Annotated in this window: 16 protein-coding genes; 4 read left to right on the top strand and 12 right to left on the bottom strand. The window is 65.6% G+C overall.

Going from position 1 to position 17,370, the window contains the following annotated elements:
- Positions 1-8: 8 nt before the first annotated feature.
- The 6 genes from PY310_RS07035 to PY310_RS07010 all read right to left on the bottom strand — a co-directional run bounded on the left by PY310_RS07035 (position 9) and on the right by PY310_RS07010 (position 9,653).
- Positions 9-569: a hypothetical protein gene (locus tag PY310_RS07035; protein WP_275213636.1), complete on the bottom strand. Its 561-nt coding sequence runs from the start codon at positions 567-569 to the stop codon at positions 9-11.
- Entirely contained in the window at positions 566-1,183 is a 618-nt protein-coding gene (locus PY310_RS07030) for a DUF402 domain-containing protein (protein ID WP_275213635.1), read from the bottom strand. The genes PY310_RS07035 and PY310_RS07030 overlap by 4 nt, the downstream gene beginning before the upstream one ends.
- Entirely contained in the window at positions 1,180-3,153 is a 1,974-nt protein-coding gene (dxs, locus tag PY310_RS07025; RefSeq protein ID WP_275213634.1) for a 1-deoxy-D-xylulose-5-phosphate synthase, read from the bottom strand. The genes PY310_RS07030 and dxs overlap by 4 nt, the downstream gene beginning before the upstream one ends.
- Before the next feature lie 129 nt (positions 3,154-3,282).
- Positions 3,283-6,093, bottom strand: a complete 2,811-nt coding sequence (acnA, locus tag PY310_RS07020) for an aconitate hydratase AcnA (protein ID WP_275213633.1) — start codon at positions 6,091-6,093, stop codon at positions 3,283-3,285.
- Positions 6,094-6,258: 165 nt separating this feature from the next.
- Positions 6,259-7,680, bottom strand: a complete 1,422-nt coding sequence (locus tag PY310_RS07015) for a class I SAM-dependent RNA methyltransferase (RefSeq protein ID WP_275213632.1) — start codon at positions 7,678-7,680, stop codon at positions 6,259-6,261.
- Positions 7,677-9,653 (bottom strand): APC family permease, encoded by a 1,977-nt coding sequence (locus tag PY310_RS07010; protein WP_275213631.1) that lies wholly within the window; start codon positions 9,651-9,653, stop codon positions 7,677-7,679. The genes PY310_RS07015 and PY310_RS07010 overlap by 4 nt, the downstream gene beginning before the upstream one ends.
- A 118-nt stretch (positions 9,654-9,771) precedes the next feature.
- Here PY310_RS07010 and PY310_RS07005 point away from each other — a divergent pair, with 118 nt between their 5' ends.
- Positions 9,772-10,443: a potassium channel family protein gene (locus PY310_RS07005; protein WP_275213630.1), complete on the top strand. Its 672-nt coding sequence runs from the start codon at positions 9,772-9,774 to the stop codon at positions 10,441-10,443.
- Entirely contained in the window at positions 10,443-11,183 is a 741-nt protein-coding gene (locus PY310_RS07000) for a potassium channel family protein (protein ID WP_275213629.1), read from the top strand. Before PY310_RS07005 ends, PY310_RS07000 begins: the two co-directional genes overlap by 1 nt.
- Here the strand turns inward: PY310_RS07000 and PY310_RS06995 are convergent.
- The 4 genes from PY310_RS06995 to dut form a co-directional block, all read right to left on the bottom strand.
- Positions 11,150-11,935 (bottom strand): DUF3159 domain-containing protein, encoded by a 786-nt coding sequence (locus tag PY310_RS06995; RefSeq protein ID WP_275213628.1) that lies wholly within the window; start codon positions 11,933-11,935, stop codon positions 11,150-11,152. The two genes, PY310_RS07000 and PY310_RS06995, sit on opposite strands and share 34 nt — an antisense overlap.
- Positions 11,932-12,294, bottom strand: a complete 363-nt coding sequence (locus tag PY310_RS06990) for a single stranded DNA-binding domain-containing protein (protein WP_275213627.1) — start codon at positions 12,292-12,294, stop codon at positions 11,932-11,934. The genes PY310_RS06995 and PY310_RS06990 overlap by 4 nt, the downstream gene beginning before the upstream one ends.
- Positions 12,287-13,009 carry a DUF3710 domain-containing protein gene (locus PY310_RS06985; protein WP_275213626.1) on the bottom strand — a complete coding sequence of 241 codons (723 nt, stop codon included), beginning with the start codon at positions 13,007-13,009 and terminating at the stop codon, positions 12,287-12,289. Before PY310_RS06985 ends, PY310_RS06990 begins: the two co-directional genes overlap by 8 nt.
- A gap of 123 nt (positions 13,010-13,132) precedes the next feature.
- Positions 13,133-13,672 carry a dUTP diphosphatase gene (gene dut, locus PY310_RS06980; RefSeq protein WP_275213625.1) on the bottom strand — a complete coding sequence of 180 codons (540 nt, stop codon included), beginning with the start codon at positions 13,670-13,672 and terminating at the stop codon, positions 13,133-13,135.
- 103 nt (positions 13,673-13,775) lie between these two features.
- Between dut and PY310_RS06975 the strand changes: the two genes are divergently transcribed.
- Positions 13,776-14,264, top strand: a complete 489-nt coding sequence (locus tag PY310_RS06975; RefSeq protein ID WP_275213624.1) for a DUF3093 domain-containing protein — start codon at positions 13,776-13,778, stop codon at positions 14,262-14,264.
- Positions 14,265-14,283: 19 nt separating this feature from the next.
- On the opposite strand, the gene PY310_RS06970 is transcribed toward PY310_RS06975, so the two are convergent.
- Positions 14,284-14,583 (bottom strand): DUF4193 domain-containing protein, encoded by a 300-nt coding sequence (locus tag PY310_RS06970; RefSeq protein WP_275213623.1) that lies wholly within the window; start codon positions 14,581-14,583, stop codon positions 14,284-14,286.
- Positions 14,584-14,766: 183 nt separating this feature from the next.
- Between PY310_RS06970 and sepH the strand changes: the two genes are divergently transcribed.
- Positions 14,767-16,134: a septation protein SepH gene (gene sepH, locus PY310_RS06965; protein WP_275213621.1), complete on the top strand. Its 1,368-nt coding sequence runs from the start codon at positions 14,767-14,769 to the stop codon at positions 16,132-16,134.
- A 2-nt stretch (positions 16,135-16,136) separates the two neighbouring features.
- Here sepH and PY310_RS06960 read toward each other — a convergent pair whose 3' ends face one another.
- A complete protein-coding gene (locus PY310_RS06960) occupies positions 16,137-17,369 on the bottom strand; it encodes an alkaline phosphatase family protein (protein WP_275213619.1) in 1,233 nt (410 codons plus the stop codon).
- Position 17,370 lies beyond the last annotated feature (1 nt).

Here is a 17,370-nt window from a genome sequence, read left to right as displayed (position 1 = left end):
ATTTTCCCCTAGATGCTGAAGCTGCTGGCGGGCTTCGCCGAATGCTTGAGCTTGAAGTTGGCCGGTTCGGTAAAAGGTGCGGCGCCGATGCTGAGCTTGGTGAAGTCCAGGTCCTCGCCGCGGCAGCAGATCTTGATGGCGTTCACGGCCTTGTTAACGTCCGGGCAGAGGCAGAAGATGTTCAGCTTGTAGTCGCTGAACTCGGAGCGCTCCACGGTTCCCAGGCCGCGCCAGGCCAGGTGGCTGATGATCGCATCCTTGGCCTTTTCCTCGAGGTAGCGGTCCCGTTCGGTGCCGTCTTTGGTCTTGAGGGCGAACTGCGCCACTACCCAGAACTGCTCCTTGTCCGGGATTTCGGCGTAGCCGTCTTCGGCGCACTGGACCGCGAAGGCGTCCATCAGGCCCTCCACCGCGGCGGCGTCCGCAACGTCTGTTTCTTCGGTTCTGCTTTGGTGGCCCACCACGCCGTAATTCATCACGAACTGGCTGTAGTCCTCGTCGAACCAGCCTTCGCGGAAGTGCAGCACTCCCTCGTCGTCCCGTTTGTAGACCCTGATGATTCCGCTCATAACCGTCCCTTCGTGAACCATTCGACGTCTGAGCCGTCGAACGGTGCCTGCTCTGCCTTGACGGCCTGATAAAGCTCTTCTGCGGCGGCCTGGATGTCCTGCACCAGGCGGTCCGGATAGTTCATGGTGACTGCGTGTTCGGCAAATTCGTCCTGGTCATCGATGAACACACCGCGTCCGTCCATCCGGATGATGTCCAGGTCCATGTCGATGACATGGAACTCCGTGACGGCCGGCCGGATTTCCGTCCATTCGTGGGCCACTGCGAGGTCAACATAGACCCGGACCCCGTTGGGGTGTGCGGAGTCATAGAAGGTGGCCACCCAGTCCCCGGAACGCGGCACCAGGAGCACGGCATCGGAGCGGGTGTAGAACGCAGCACCGGGCCGCGAACAGAACTCGTTGGTTCCCTGGAAGATCCACCACCCGTGCCGGTCCTCCCCCAGGTACCGTCCCGGAACCACCCAGTGGGCCTTGCCGTTCCATTTCCGGTTCCGCGCCACCACCAGCTGGCCCGGTTGGAGGCCGGCGGGAATCCTGGTGGTGCTTTTGTGGGTGACCGGCCCGCATTCCCCGGCAGGGCCGGGATACTTCAGGGCATCTTCGTCCCTCACAGAATCGGGAGGCTGCCGGTGGTGGGGTGTTCCTGACCCGGGAGGGGACGCGCAAACGGAACTTTCGTGCCCAAAACCTGCGCGACGACGTCGTGCGTTATCTGCTGTGCGGTCAGCCCTACCCGTTCCAGCACCTGGCTCCTGGTGCCGTGGTCCAGGAATTCGGCGGGAAGTCCCACCTCGTTCAGGGCGGTGTCCACCCCGGCGGCACGCATTTCCTGGCGGATCCGTGATCCGACACCGCCGGCCCTGACGCCGTCCTCGATGCAGATGACCAGCCGGTGGTGGGAGGCCAGCGCGATGATGGAGCGGCGCACGGGCAGCACCCAGCGCGGGTCAACGACGGTGGTGCTGATGCCCTGGGCGCCGAGCCGGTTGGAGACGTCCAGCGCGAGTTCGGACATGGCTCCGACGCTGACAATCAGGACGTCGTTTTCGGTGGAGCCGGCGGGCCGGCGGGCCAGCACGTCCACACCGTCGCTGAGGCGTTCGATGGCTTCCACTTCCGCGCCGACGGTGCCCTTGGAGAAACGCACCACCGTGGGCGCGTCATCGATGGCCACGGCTTCCCGGAGCTCCTCGCGGAGCCGCGACGCATCGCGCGGCGCGGCAAGGTGCAGCCCCGGCACAATCTGGACCATGGCCATGTCCCACATGCCGTGGTGGCTGGCTCCGTCCGGGCCGGTCACACCGGCGCGGTCCAGCACAATGGTGACCCCGGCCTTGTGCAGGGCGACATCCATCAGGAGCTGATCGAAGGCACGGTTCAGGAAGGTGGCATAGACAGCCACCACCGGGTGGAGGCCGCCGAACGCCATGCCGGCGGCGGATGTCAGCGCGTGCTGCTCGGCGATGCCGACATCAATCACGCGGTCCGGATGCTTGGCTGCGAACTTATGCAGGCCCACCGGGATCAGCATGGCGCCGGTGATCCCGACGATGTCCGGCCGTTCATCGGCGATGGCGGCGATCTCATCGGCAAAAACCGAGGTCCAGGACTGAGCGCCGGAAGCCCCCGTGGGCTCACCGGTTTCGGGGTCGATGATTCCCACCGCATGGAACTGGTCTGCCTCATGGGCGCGGGCCGGCGCGTAGCCGTGGCCCTTCTCGGTCATGGCATGGACAATCACGGGTCCGGCATAGTTCCGGGCCGTGGACAGCGCATGCTCCATGGCCTGGAGGTTGTGCCCGTCCACCGGGCCGATGTACTTCATGCCCAGGTCCTCGAACATCCCCTGGGGCGCCCACCAGTCCTTGACGCCCTTTTTCATGGCATGCAGGCTCTTATAGGTGAACTGGCCCACCGGGCCGCCGTCCTGGAGTTTCTTCTTCCACCAGTCCAGGGTTCCCTCGTAGGCGGGAGCCGCGCGGAAAGAGTCGATGGTGGGACGCAGTGAGGCCAGGTAGTCAGCGAAGCCGCCCACCGTGGGCGCGTAGGAGCGGCCGTTGTCGTTGACCACAATGACCACCCGGCGGCGTTTGTCCGCGGCGATGTTGTTGATGGCTTCCCAGGCCATGCCGCCGGTCAGCGCACCGTCGCCAACAATCGCGACGACGTAGCGGTCACCTTCACCGGTCAGCTGCCGGGCGCGGGAAATGCCGTCCGCCCAGGAGAGTGAGGAGGACGCGTGCGAGCTTTCCACGATGTCGTGTTCCGACTCGGCGCGGGACGGGTAACCGGACATGCCGCCCTGCTGACGCAGGGTGCTGAAGTCCTGTCGGCCGGTCAGGAGCTTGTGCACATAGGACTGATGGCCCGTGTCGAACACGATGCTGTCCCGCGGCGAATCGAAGATGCGGTGCACGGCAAGCGTCAGTTCCACCACACCGAGGTTGGGGCCCAGGTGTCCACCCGTCTGGGAAACATTGGATATGAGGAAACTCCTGACTTCATCAGCCAGCTCTTCGAGCTGCCCCTGGGACAGCTCGTTCAGGTCCTGCGGTTTCCGGATGGTGTCCAAGATTCCCAAATGACCCCTCCTTCGGGTGGTAGACGTGCCTATTAACTCTAACGCCTTGGGTGAAATGCAAAGCCGAAGCCCCGGCTGGTCGCTGACCGGCCGGGGCTTCGGGAGGATGCTGCGTGGTTCAGATACCTGCTAGTTAGCGGAGATCTGGCGCAGGACGTACTGCAGGATGCCGCCGTTGCGGTAGTAGTCTGCTTCACCCGGGGTATCGATGCGCAGGACCGCATCGAAGGACTTGGCAGTACCGTCTTCTGCGGTGGCGGTGACCTTCAGGGTCTTGGGCGTGGTGCCTTCGTTCAGGGCGGTGACGCCCTCAACCGAGAAGGTTTCCGTGCCGGTCAGGCCCAGCGTGGCCGCGGTCTCGCCGGCCGGGAACTGCAGGGGCAGGACGCCCATGCCGATCAGGTTGGAGCGGTGGATGCGCTCGTAGCTTTCGGCGACGACGGCCTTGACGCCCAGGAGCGCCGTACCCTTCGCTGCCCAGTCACGGGAGGATCCGGAACCGTATTCCTTGCCCGCCAGGACCACCAGCGGGGTGCCGGCTGCCTGGTAGTTCTGGGCGGCGTCGTAGACGTAGGCCTGCGGGCCGTCGGCCTGGGTGAAGTCGCGGGTGAAGCCGCCCTCCACGCCGTCCAGGAGCTGGTTCTTGATGCGGATGTTCGCGAACGTGCCGCGGATCATGACTTCGTGGTTGCCACGGCGTGAGCCGTAGGAGTTGAAGTCCTTGCGCTCCACACCGTTGGCCAGCAGGTACTGGCCGGCGGGGGTGTCCGACTTGAAGGAGCCGGCCGGGGAGATGTGGTCGGTGGTGACCGAATCGCCGAGCTTCAGCAGCACGCGGGCGCCGGTGATGTCCCGGACGGGCTCCGGCTGGGCCTTCATGCCCTCGAAGTACGGGGGCTTCCGGACATAGGTGGAGTTCGGATCCCAGGCGAAGGTGTCACCGGCGGGCGTGTCGAGCGCCTTCCAGCGTGCGTCGCCGTCGAAAACGCCCTCGTAGCCACGGGCGAACATGTCCTTGTCGATGGAGGAATCGATGACCTTCTGGACCTCAACCGGGTTCGGCCAGATGTCCTTCAGGAAGACATCGTTGCCGGCTTCGTCCTTGCCGAGGGAATCGGTGTCGAAGTCGAAGTCCATGGAACCGGCCAGGGCGTAGGCGATGACCAGCGGCGGGGAGGCCAGGTAGTTCATCTTCACGTCCGGGTTGATCCGGCCTTCGAAGTTACGGTTACCGGAGAGCACTGCGGTGACGGAAAGGTCGTTGGCCTGGATGGCCTCGGAGATTTCAGCGTCCAGCGGGCCGGAGTTGCCGATGCAGGTGGCGCAGCCGTAGCCCACGATGTAGAAGCCAAGCTTCTCCAGGTACGGGGTCAGGCCGGACTTTTCGTAGTAGTCGGTGACTACCTTGGAACCGGGAGCCACGGAGGTCTTGACCCACGGCTTGGACATCAGGCCCTTGTCCACGGCGTTGCGGGCCAGCAGGGCTGCGGCCAGCATCACGGACGGGTTGGACGTGTTCGTGCAGGAGGTGATGGAGGCGATCGAAACCGCTCCGTGGTCCAGCTCGAACTCGCGGCCGTCTTCGGTCTTGATGTGCACCGGGCTGCTGGGACGCCCGTTGGCGCCGTTCGCTGCCGACTGGACACGGGTGGTCTCCGTGGTGTGGGAGTCGGCGTGCGTGAAGGACGGGGCGTCCGAGGCCGGGAACGATTCGTCCAGGGACTCGTCCACGCTGCCGTCTTCGATGGCGACGTAGTTGTGGATGTCCTTGCGGAACTGCTCCTTGGCATCGGTGAGCTCGATGCGGTCCTGGGGACGCTTCGGGCCGGAGATGGACGGAACAACGGTGGACAGGTCCAGTTCCAGGTACTCGGAGAACTTGATCTCCTTGGAAGGATCGTGCCAGAGGCCCTGTTCCTTCGCGTAGGACTCCACGAGGGCAACATTCTCTTCCGAGCGGCCGGTGAGGCGCAGGTAGTCCAATGTGACGTCGTCGATCGGGAACATTGCGGCCGTGGAACCGAATTCCGGGCTCATGTTGCCGATGGTGGCGCGGTTGGCCAGCGGCACAGCCGCGACACCTTCGCCGTAGAATTCCACGAACTTGCCCACCACGCCGTGCTTGCGCAGCTGCTCGGTGATGGTCAGCACCACGTCCGTGGCGGTGGCGCCGGCGGGGATGGACCCGGTCAGCTTGAAGCCCACCACGCGCGGGATGAGCATGGAGACCGGCTGGCCCAGCATGGCCGCTTCGGCTTCGATGCCGCCAACGCCCCAGCCCAGGACACCCAGGCCGTTGACCATGGTGGTGTGCGAGTCGGTGCCGACGCAGGTGTCCGGGTAGGCCCGGAGAACCCCGTCAACTTCGCGGGTCATGACGGTGCGTGCCAGGTACTCGATGTTGACCTGGTGCACAATGCCGGTTCCCGGGGGAACTACCTTGAAGTCATCGAACGCCGTCTGGCCCCAGCGAAGGAACTGGTAACGCTCGCCGTTGCGCTGGTATTCGATCTCCATGTTGCGCTCCAGTGCGCCGGAGTTACCGAAGGCGTCGATCTGAACGGAGTGGTCGATGACCATTTCCGCAGGAGCCAACGGGTTGACCCGCTTGGGGTCACCGCCGAGTTCCTTGACCGCTTCACGCATGGTCGCCAGGTCCACCACGCAGGGGACGCCGGTGAAGTCCTGCATGATCACGCGGGCAGGCGTGAACTGGATTTCTGTATCGGGCTGGGCATTGGGATCCCACCCGGCCAAGGCACGCACGTGATCGGCAGTGATGTTCGCGCCGTCCTCGGTCCTCAACAGGTTTTCAAGCAATACCTTGAGGCTGAACGGAAGGTTTTCTGCACCTTCAACGGAGTTCAACCGGAAAATTTCGTATTCGGTTCCGGCTACATTAAGTTTGCCTTTTGAACCGAAGCTGTCCACTGTGCTCATCGCAGGACTCCTCTCGCAACAGTTTCATCTTTGTCGCGCGGTAGACCGCTTGCTAGTTAGGCAGGCCTAATTAGTGCTGGCCACAAAGTTGCAGGAGGTCAGCCGTGAATACTCAACCGTGTTTACGGTGCGCGACGTGGGATTACTACCGCCATCCTAGTAGCATCACGGGGCCGGCGTCAGCAGGGCGACCGTCTCCAGGTGGTGCGTGTGGGGATACAGGTCAAACGCACGCAGGCCGGCCAGTGACCATCCCGATTGCTGGAAGTACCCAACGTCCCGGGCAAACGATGCCGGATCGCAGGAAACGTAGGCAACCGCCCGGGGTCCGGCGGCCACGAGCTGGCTGACGACCGCCTTGCCTGCCCCGGCCCGGGGCGGGTCCAGCACCAGGGCATCGAAATTCCGCGGTTTCTGGCGGAGGATCCGCTCTACCCTGCCCTGCACGATTTCCACCTGCGGGGCACCGTGCAGGTTCTTTCGGGCGTCCCGGCTGGTTCCCGGCGCGCCTTCCACCGAGAGAACAGAGCCGGTCTCGCCCACGGCATCGGCCAGCGGTGCCGTGAAGAGCCCGGCTCCCGCGTAGAGGTCAGCCACCACGGATCCGGGCCCCAGGAAGCCGCCGCCGTGGAGGAATTCTGTGACAGCGCCCACAAGTGTTCCGGGCGCGTTGCGGTGGATCTGCCAGAAACCCGCTCCCGTGACCCGGTATTCGTGCCCGGCTGCGGACTCCTGGACCCAGGTGCGGCCGCGGAGTTGCCGGACTTCTTCGGTGAGGGGATCGAACGCGGCTACGGAGACGTCGTCGGGTAGCCCGGCCGCGACGGCGTTGAGCCGCTTGGGGCTGGTTCCGGGCGCGGGGGCAAGCAGCACCAGGGGGCGGGAGCCGTTCGACGGCGCCGCAACCTCCACGCGCTCGATGCCCTGGAAGTCGTGGTCCCACAGCCGCAACCGGTTAATCCGTTCGGAAGCCAGCGGCATCTCCCGGACGGCAACGATGGAGTCCGAACGGTGCGCATGCATGCCAAGTTTTCCGGCGGCGGTGACGGAGAAGCCAACGCGCGTGCGCCACCCCAGCCCGGTGCCGGCGTCGTATGTTTCGTCTGCCCCGGACTCCGCGCCGGGGGCACTCCCCCGCACTTCCTCCACAACGTTCGCCAGGTCGGCAAGACCGGGCACGCTTTCGACGCCGGCAAGGCGCTTGAGCTGTTCGGCGAGTACCGCCGATTTAAGCCCCCGCTGGCGTGCCAGGGAGATGTGGCCGAATTCGGCACCGCCCACCGGAGGGTGCCCGTGCTGCCAGGAACGGGATGAGTCCGCCGCATGCCAGAAGTGATCCACGCGGTCCGGGGAGGCGGCCAGGACCTCCACCACGTCGGCGCGCCAGAATTTGGCTGACTCCTCCGCGTCGGTGAGCCGTACACGGACTTTTTCACCGGGAATCCCGTGCCGGACAAAGATCACCCGGCCCTCGTGCCGGGCCACGCAGTGCCCGCCGTGGGCCACCGGGCCAACGTCGAGCACCAGTTCGACGGCGGCGTCCGGGGCGGGTGCGGTGGCGGCGGTGCTGTGGGGCTGGGGGGTCATTGGATATCCTGCAGGTTCTTTGCTTCTTCGGACGATTTAAGCTGCCACGGGACACTGGCCACCATCACGCCGGGTTCGAAGTGCAGCCGGGTCTTGATACGCAGTGCTGTCTGGTTATGGACCAGTTGCTCCCACCACTTACCCACCACGTATTCGGGGATGTACACCACCACCAGGTCGCGGGGCGAGTCGCGGCGCATGTTCTTGACGTATTCCATGATGGGCGTGATGGTCTCGCGGTAGGGGCTCGCCAGGACGGTGAGCGGCACGGGGATCTCCAGCTTTTCCCAGTCAGCCACGGTGTGCGCTGTTTCCTCGGCGTTGATATCCACGGTAATGGCATCAAGCCGTGAAGGCCGCGACGCCCGGGCGTACGCCAGGGCGCGGAGCACAGGCTTGCGCACGTGCGAGACCAGCAGCACGGCGTGGACCCGGGACGGCAGGGCGCGCGGTGAGGAGTCCTCATCCACGGCCAGTTCCTTGGCCACGTTGTCATAGTGGGCCCGGATGCTCCACATGATCAGGAACAGAAAGAACATGGCCAACAGGGCGATCCACGCGCCCTGTTCAAACTTGGTGATCAGCACGATCACCAGCACCAGTCCGGTCATGCCGAAGCCGATGGTGTTGATGGTGCGGGACTTCATCATCTTGCGCCGGACTGCTTTGTCCTTGGCGAGCTTGAGGTGCCTCCCCCAATGCCGGATCATGCCCAGCTGGCTCAGCGTGAAGGAAATGAATACACCCACAATGTAGAGCTGAATCAGTTTGGTGACATCGGCGTTGAAGGAAATGATCAGCACCAGGGCACCGGCGGCCAGCGCCAGGACGCCGTTGCTGAAGGCCAGGCGGTCGCCCCTGGTCCGCAGCTGGCGGGGCAGGTAGCCGTCCTGGGCGAGGATGGAGCCAAGGACCGGGAAGCCGTTAAAGGCGGTGTTAGAGGCAAACACCAGGATCACGCCGGTCGCAGCCACCACGATGTAGAACGGAATGGACCCGGGGCCGAAGATGGTCTGCGCAATCTGGCTGATGGCCGGGCTCTGGATATAGCCTTCGGGCAGCGGCAGGCCGTTGAGGAGGAACTCGGTGGCCGGGTCAAGCACAATGTGGACCCTGGTGGCGTTGGCGAGGTAGATGATGCCTGCCAGCATGGCGGCGCCGATCGTACCAAGCAGCAGCAGGGTGGTGGCAGCGTTCTTGCTCTTGGGCACCTTGAAGTTGGGCACGCCGTTGCTGATGGCTTCGACACCGGTCAGTGCGGCGGCGCCGGACGAGAAGGCCCGCAGGAGCAGGAAGGCGCCGGCCAGGCCCACCAGCCCTTCGTCGAAGCCGGGCGCGGGGATGATCTCGAAGTTGGCCGAGGGCGCCTCGCCCAGCTGGCCGGTAGCGGCCTGGAAGACGCCCACTGCTGTCATGCCGAGGATGGAGGCCATGAAGATGTAGGTGGGGACGGCAAAGACGCTGCCGGCCTCCTTGATGCCGCGCAGGTTGACGAGTGCGAGGATGATCACGCCGATGGTGGCGATGAGCGCCTGTTCCCCGTGCAGGGCGGGCACGGCGGTGATGAGGTAGGCGGCGGCGGAGGACATCGAGACCGACACGGTCAGGACGTAGTCCACCAGCAGGGCGGACGCCACCGTGAGGCCGGCGTACTTGCCAAGGTTTTCGTTGGCGATTTCGTAGTCCCCGCCACCGGACGGGTAGGCATGCACGTTCTGGCGGTATGAGGCCACCACTGTCAGCAGCACCACCATGACTGCCAGGCCCACCCAGGGCGAAATGGCAACGGCACTGACGCCGGCAAGGGCCAGGGTCAGCAGGATCTCGTCCGGCGCGTACGCCACCGAGGACAGGGCATCGGAGGCGAACACCGGAAGTGCTATCCGTTTGGGCAGCAGGGTGTGGGCCAGCCTGTCATTCCTGAAGGGCCTGCCCACCAGCACCCGTTTTACGGCATTCAATATTGTCAGCACTCCACAAAGCTAGTCGTATTCGCGGCGCATGTCATGACGGCGTCGAAGCGGCTGCCGAACCCGGGGTGCCGGTAGAGTTCTTGCAGCAGTAACAGCCGACGGAAGGTAAGGAAACACGGTGGCGCATTTCGTGATCATGGGATGTGGCCGGGTGGGGGCCACCCTGGCGCACACGCTGGAGGATGCAGGCCATTCCGTCGCCATCATCGACCAGGACGACCGGGCGTTCCGCCGGCTTCGGCAGGGCTTCACCGGGCGCAAAGTCACCGGTGTGGGTTTTGACCGGGACACCCTCCAGCAGGCCGGAGTTGCCGAGGCCTACGCCTTCGCGGCCGTGTCCAGCGGGGACAACTCCAACATCCTGGCAACCCGGGTGGCGCGCGAGACGTTCCACGTTCCCCATGTGGTGGCCAGGATCTATGACCCCGGCCGGGCGGAGATCTACCAGCGGCTTGGCATTCCCACGGTCGCGGCAGTGCGCTGGAGCGCTGACCAGGTGCTGCGCCGTATCCTGCCCGAGCAGCACATCGCCGGGGATTTCCGTGAGCCTTCCGGCCGGCTGGTGCTTACCGAGGTGGATCTCGACGCCGGCTGGATCGGCCAGCGGATCGCCTCAGTTGAGAAGGCTGCCGGCATCCGGGTGGCCTACCTCACCAGGTTCGGCGAAGGCATCCTGCCTGAGTCCGGCACCCTCTACCAGGACGGCGACACCGTGCATGCCATGCTGCCGGTGGACCGAAGTTCCCAGGTCGCCCAGATCCTGGCCAAAGCACCTGTCAAGGAGTTGTAGTGAAAGTTGTCATCGTCGGTGCCGGCAGTGTCGGGTCATCGATCGCCAGGGAACTTCTGGCACACAAACACGACATCCTGCTGATCGATCTCAAGCCAGAGGTCATCGGCCGCAGCGGGCTGCGCGGCGCGCACTGGCTGGTGGGCGATGCCTGCGAGCTCAGCACCCTGCAGGGGGCAAAAGTGGAGGACGCCGACGTCGTGGTCTCCGCCACCGGGGACGATAAGGTCAACCTGGTGGTCTCGCTGCTGGCCAAAACCGAATTCGGCGTGGGCCGCACGGTGGGCCGGGTCAACAACCCGAAGAACGACTGGATGTTCAACGATTCCTGGGGCGTGGACGTAGCCGTGAACACTCCCCAGCTGATGACGGCGCTGGTGGAAGAGGCTGTGGAAATCGGTGACCTGGTCAGGCTGCTGACCCTGCAGACCGGGGTTTCCTCACTCGTGGAATTCACGGTGCCGCACGATTCCCACGTCATCGGACTGACAGTTGGCGACATCACCTGGCCCGAGGACGCCACCCTGGTGGCTATCCTCCGTGACCACGCACCCATCACGCCCAGCCGCGACGACGTCATCGACGGCGGGGATGAACTGTTCTTCGTCACCACCATCGCCGCGGAGGACGAACTCCGCGCACTGCTGTCCCCCGAATCTGGCGAAACCGTGGTCCATGAGCCGGAAGCCGTGCTGCCGGCCGGAGCTCAGGCTCCTGAGGACGACGGTTTCGACGGCTGATCGCCGGCACCGGCCGGCGCCGGGCGGGTGACCAGCCAGGCGATCCAGACGCCGAGGATATACAGCGGTGCTGCCATGATCAGGCGCGTGGTGGCGAGGGCGGCCAGCCCGTCCGCCCCCATCAGGTACAGCGGTACCTGGACTATCAGCCGAAGCACCAGGACCGCCACGATGATCCAGGTGCCCAGCCGGTACGCCTTGACCCGGGCCGGATCCTTGCGCCACTCAAGGCCTTCGTTACGGATGAACCCAAACAGCAGGCCAGCCAGCGGCCACTTGATGGCGATGGAGATGACCATCGCCACGATGTAGGCGGCGTTGGTGAAAAAGCCGGGAAGATAAAAGTCCTCTGCCTTTCCCGTGGTGTTGGCCAGCCACGCCGAGATACCCACGCCCACAACCCCGGCCAGCGCCTGGGTCAGCGGGCGCCGCTGGATGAGGCGGGCCACGGTAAAGGCAGCGGCGGATGCCAGCGCACCCGCCAGCGACAGGGTGAGGTCCCGGGTGATGGTGAAGGCCACAAGGAAAACCAGGCCGGGGACGACGCTCTCGGCGATGCCCTGGATGCCGCCCGCACTCTTGAGGACGTCAATCTGCCCGTCATGGGTGCGGTGCAGCCCGGCCTTGGCGGCATAATCCCCAGCCAGGCCCGCCATGGGCGAGGGGTCCGGGCGGGACGCCCCGGGACCGGCCTGCTCCGGGTTGGAACGTTCCGGTCCGGAGGACGGCTCGGGCAGCTGGGACGGGGTCATTCGTGCTCCTGGCGGGAGATGATTTCGTAGCGCGGATTGAAAATGGTGGGCAGGCCATGGCTTTGGGTCAGCATGCCTTCGACGCGGACTTCCGTCCCGGCTTCGATCCCCGGCACTCTCCGGCGGCCCAGCCAGACGATGCGGAGGCGCTTTTCGCTTCCGTGACCGATGCTGACGCCGGCGCGCTGCTCGTCAAGGTCGGTGATGATGGCCGTAAACGCCGGGTTTTGATTGGTCGGCAGAAAAGTTACCGATTCAATGAACCCGTGGCACAGCACCCGGCCCCTTTCCGGGAGGCCGCTGACGGTTACTTCGGCGTGCGGCTGCCGGCCCGGGGCCACGTGCTGGGAATCAGCCAATCTGGGTAATTTCCGGACCGCGCTCGGGCTCTTGAAGTTCAGGGGCGGAAGGAGGCGGAGTGGCGGTGGCGTCCTTGGGCAGGCGGAGTTGCAGCAGGTCCCGTGGCGGCATGGGGCTGTCACCACGGATCACCACAATGCGGCGGAACAGGGCTTCCAGCTCAGCGGCGGCCTCACGCTCCAGAGCCGCTTCCCCGCCCAGGACGCCGCGCAGGAACCAGCGGGGTCCGTCCACACCGATGAACCGGGCCACCCGGTATCCCTGGCTTCCGTCCGCAGCACCGGCGGGCAGCTTGGCGATCAGCTCTGTGCCGAACGTACCCTGCACTTCTTCCACCTGGCCGCCCTGGCTCCCCACGGACTGGCCGATCTGCTCGCGTATTTCGTCCCATAGCCCCTCGGTTTTGGGGGCGGCGAAAGCCTGCAGCTGCAAGCTGGAGCCGTTCAGGTCCATGGTCACGGCCACCACACGCTGGGTGGCTTCTTCGACCTCGAGCCGGAGCTGCAATCCCTCGCTCGGGGCGATGAGCAGGGCACCGAGGTCAACGTAGCCGTCCCGGCTGTCGATCTCGGCTACGTCGAAGGGGCCGTTGGCCCGCAGGCCCGGGTCCCCCGACGCTGCCCGGGTGGAATCCGTTGATTCCGCTGACGCGGAGGATTCGGCCGGTTCGGCGTCCTGTTCTTTCTTGGATTTCCTGCCGAGCCCAAAAACCATGGGTTTGTCTCCTTAGTTGTGTAAGTGCCCGGCCGGGCCCGGGGGTCCCGCCGATTTCCATGCCGCCGCTGCAGCCCCCGCGCCGCCCGATTGTCCCCGCAGGTTCAATGCAGGGGGCTGGCTTCAGGTGCTGCGGGGCGTGAAACCGCCGGTGGAACCGAACCCGCCGGCGCCCCGAACGGATTCACTCAATTCGTTGACTGGGACAAACTGTGCGTATTCGACGCGCTGAATGACCATCTGTGCAATTCTATCGCCGCGGCGCAGTTCGATGGCCTCGCGCGTATCGGTGTTCAGCAAGGTCACGGAGATTTCTCCGCGGTAACCCGCATCCACGGTGCCGGGAGCGTTGACGATGGTCAGCCCGTGCTTCGTGGCGAGGCCGGACCGGGGGTGGATCAGGGCCACAAAGCCGTCCGGGAGGGCGATGGACACTCCCGTCGGCACCAGTTTCCGCTCGCCCGGCTGCAGCACCACATCTTCCCTGGCCCGGAGGTCCGCACCGGCGTCGCCGGGGTGGGCGTACGACGGCGCTTCCAGGCCGGCGTCGAGCATTTTCAGCTGGACCTGCAGGGTGGGGGCTCCGAAGCCGGCCGTGTCCGGCGCAGAGCCGGAGCCAACAGTGTCAGGTGCCGTTTCAACAGTGGCGAGTTCGTCAGTCACAGTCACTCACTCTAACGCCCGGCCGCCGTTCCTTCCTAGACGCAGGGTGGCTCCTGCAGAACACCAAGATGAATTAGCCGGCCAAAGATGGAAAGCTGAGGGCATGCCCGAATCCAGTTCAGCCGCACCTGTCCCCAACACCCCCTCCGCCGGCGCCCCGGCAGTATTCCGGGAGAGGCTGTGGCCCAACGTCTGGATCTGGATCATCTCGGCAGGGATATCCGCGGCCGGCATCCTGGTCTTCGCCCCCATCAGCCTGGCAACGGGCTACATCGCTGCAGTAGTGCTGTTCATCATCATCGCCGTCCTGCTGGTGGTTTCAACCCCCACCATCATGGTCACCGGGGAAACACTGACTGTGGGCCGTGCCACCATCGAGCGCCGCTTCGTGGGCGCCGTGGAGGCTTTCAGCGGAAAGGAAGCCACGGCTCAACGCGGCACACAGCTTAACGGACTCGCCTACCTCTGCATCCGGGGCTGGATCGATCCCGTGGTGCGGATCGAAATCACCGACCCGTCCGACCGGACGCCCTACTGGCTGACATCCTCGCGCCGGCCCGCTGAACTCACCGCAGCGCTCTCGGCAAAGTAGGGCCCGGGGTCAACGGGGCTCAGCTTTCGCATTCCGCACAGTAGAAGTGGCCGTCCTTTTCACGGGCGATCTGGGAGCGGTGGCGGACCAGGAAGCACGAGGAACACGTGAACTCGTCCGGCTGCGGCGGGACCACCTGCACCAGCAACTCCTCGCCGGACAGGTCAGCACCGGGAAGCTCGTAACCCGCAGCGAGGTCGTTTTCGTCTTCCTCCACCACCGCCGCCGGCTTCTCGGTCCGCCGGGATTTCAGCTCCTGCAGCGAATCCTCACCGAGCTCTTCCTCAGATTTGCGCGGCGCATCGTAGTCGGTGGCCATCTCCGCTCAACTCCATTCCTTTCACGTCAGCGGGTAACACCGTTGATAACGCAGCGCACCTCCGGTTTGTGCCCGGCACGCGAAAGTCCCGGAATATCGCGGCGCGCCCTTGCTCCTAACCGAAAACAGTGCCCGGCAGTGGCAGAGTTTCGATTGATAGTAATGCCAGGGTGGAGGATTTGCATGCAGGATCTACGGCTTGTAGGCGTACACGACGACGGGGAGCATCTCCTGTTGAGCGGTGCCGGCGGCGAGATGTTCCAGCTGCCGATCGATGAGGCACTGCGGGCGGCCAGCCGGCCGTCAGTGAAAGCCGCAACAGCAGCGGCGCCCATTGCCATGTCCCCGCGGGACATTCAGGCACGCATCCGCAGCGGTGCCACCGCCGCGGACGTGGCTGAGCTTTCCGGGCTGCCGCTGGCCAAGGTGGAGCGGTACGAGGGCCCGGTCCTCGCCGAACGGGAATACGTGGCCCAGCAGGCACGCAAGGTGGAGGTGGCTTCGCCCTCTCCGGGCCACGACGCCTACCGCTCCATTTTCGGGGACAACCCGGCCACCCTTGGTGAGATGGTGAGCCACCGCCTGTCCGCACACGGCATTGAACCGTCCACGGTGGAATGGGATTCCTGGCGGCGCCAGGACGGCAACTGGACGGTGGCGGCCCGCTTCGAACCGCAGCGTGCCGGCCAGGCCGGCATCGGTGAAGAACCGCCGGCACTGTGGACCTTCAGCCCCGGCCGTAAATCACTTCAGAACGCCAACCGCTGGGCCCAGCAGCTCAGCGAACTCGAACCGCTGGATGGCCCCGTCCCGGCACGCCGGCTGACGGCAGTCTCCGACAGGCCTTTCGATTTCGAAACCGACGCCGAAGCCGCCGCCCGCAACGCCACCGGTCCGCACCCCATTGTGCAGGCCAAGGAATCCGACGGGCTCCTGGACATGCTCCGTTCCCGCCGGGGCCAGCGCCTTGGCGTGGACGAAGACGCTGACGACGCCCTGGCATTGCTGCTGACCCACGGCGTGCCCGCGGCACACCCGCGTCCGTCGGAGGTTGTCCCCGAGCAGGGCGCCCGTCAGGACACCGGGCAGGATGACCCGCACGCAGAGGCGGCGGCGACTGACACCACGGCACCGGCTGCCGATGTGGATCCCCTGGCCCGCCGGCGGGACGGCCGTCCGTCCATGCTCTCGCGCCTGAACATTATTCCGCCGCACCGTGATGCCGGGGATGAAGACGACATCCTGAAACTGCACGACGGCGTCAGCACCGAGACGCGCGAAATCACCATCGCGGCATCCCAGCTGCGTCCGGTGGGTCCGGTTGTCCCGGCGTCGGAAGCGCCCGGGGAATCCGGGAAGGGCACACCGGGTGCGGGACTGGACGAGCTCCTGGGTGGCGGACCACGGCGGGCAGCCTACGCAGCCGGCAGCGATGAACCCGCATCCGGCAGGCACCAGGATTCCGAACTGCCCGAACGGCAGCCGGCAAAGCCGAAACGCTCAACCGTTCCCAGCTGGGACGAGATCGTCTTCGGAACCAAGCGGGACTAGCCTCAGCCGCGCCGCGTTTTGCCTTCTGCGGGGAAGCAGAGGAGCGGAACTTCGCGTTCGGCCTTGGTCAGCGAACCGTGCTGGCCCACCACCTCCATCGCGGCGGGCCGAACCCGGCGGGTGTCGTAAAGCGCCAGGGCGTCCCGGGCGGCGATCATAACGTCACCGATCCGGGGCCCGACGGCCGGACGCACGGATCCGAACAGCCCGGCCGTCATGGCGTCCTCCCGGCTGAATGCCCAGACCCGGGCGCCGAAGCGGGCACGCCAGGCCGTCAGCAGGCGTTCACGGGCCGCATGATCGGCAGGATCGTCAAGGTAGAGGTGCACCATGCGCGGTTCCCCCGCAGTATGACGCACGCCCTCAATCAGGGCCGGGTCCGCCGCGTAGTCGATCCGCTGCGGCTCGGGCACGTCCAGCATGCCGTGGTCCGCGGTGAGCAGGATGGTTGTCCCGGCAGGCAGGGAGGCGCTGAGCCGCCTGACCGTGGCGTCGAGCTCTTCGAGCTGGTGTTCCCACTGCTCGGACTGGCAGCCGTACCGGTGACCCGCCTTATCCAGTTCGTTGACGTAGAAATACATCAGCGCGGGCCCGGCAGCGGCCATGGCCTCGGCGGCGGCAGCCGTGCGGGCGTGGGAAGTGACCGCTGAGACGAAGTTCCCGCCGCGGAGGGCTGCCTGGGTCATTGGCGAGTTGCCGAACTGCGGCAGGCTGACCGTTGTCACCGTGACTGATCCGGCTGCCCGTTCGAACACGGTGGGGTGCGGCTGCCAGGCGAGCGGGTCCACGTTGGCATCCCAGTTGCCCAGCATATTGACCACTTTGTCCTGTGCAGGGTCCAGGACGTCATAGCCCACCATGCCGTGCTGGCCGGGCGGGAGTCCGGTGCCGAAGGTCGCCAGGGCCGCCGCAGTGGTCGAGGGAAAGGTGGAGTCCAGCCAGACCGGCACCTCGCCCTGCCCGGATTGCATGACGGAACGCAGGAACGGGGTGTGCGCGGACTTTTGCTTGAGCAGGTTCCGGCCCAGCCCGTCCGCCAGGACCACACACACGCGCGAGGCCCCCGGCAGGCCCAGGGTGTTGGTGAATCCTTCCACGCCCAGGCTTGCGGCCGCGCTGGTCAGGACCTCGGCAACGGACCGCCGGCCGAAGGCAGGAGCCGGGGGCACGTCCAGCGGGTGGGTGCCGCCGGCGGGGCGGGCAGCAGAAAGTGCTGTTCTTGCGTGTTCCGGCATC

Source organism: Pseudarthrobacter naphthalenicus, from assembly GCF_029076445.1.
Classification (GTDB): Bacteria; Actinomycetota; Actinomycetes; order Actinomycetales; family Micrococcaceae; genus Arthrobacter; species Arthrobacter naphthalenicus.
Note: the sequence above shows the minus strand (reverse complement) of the source record. Positions and strands in the feature narration are given on the sequence as shown.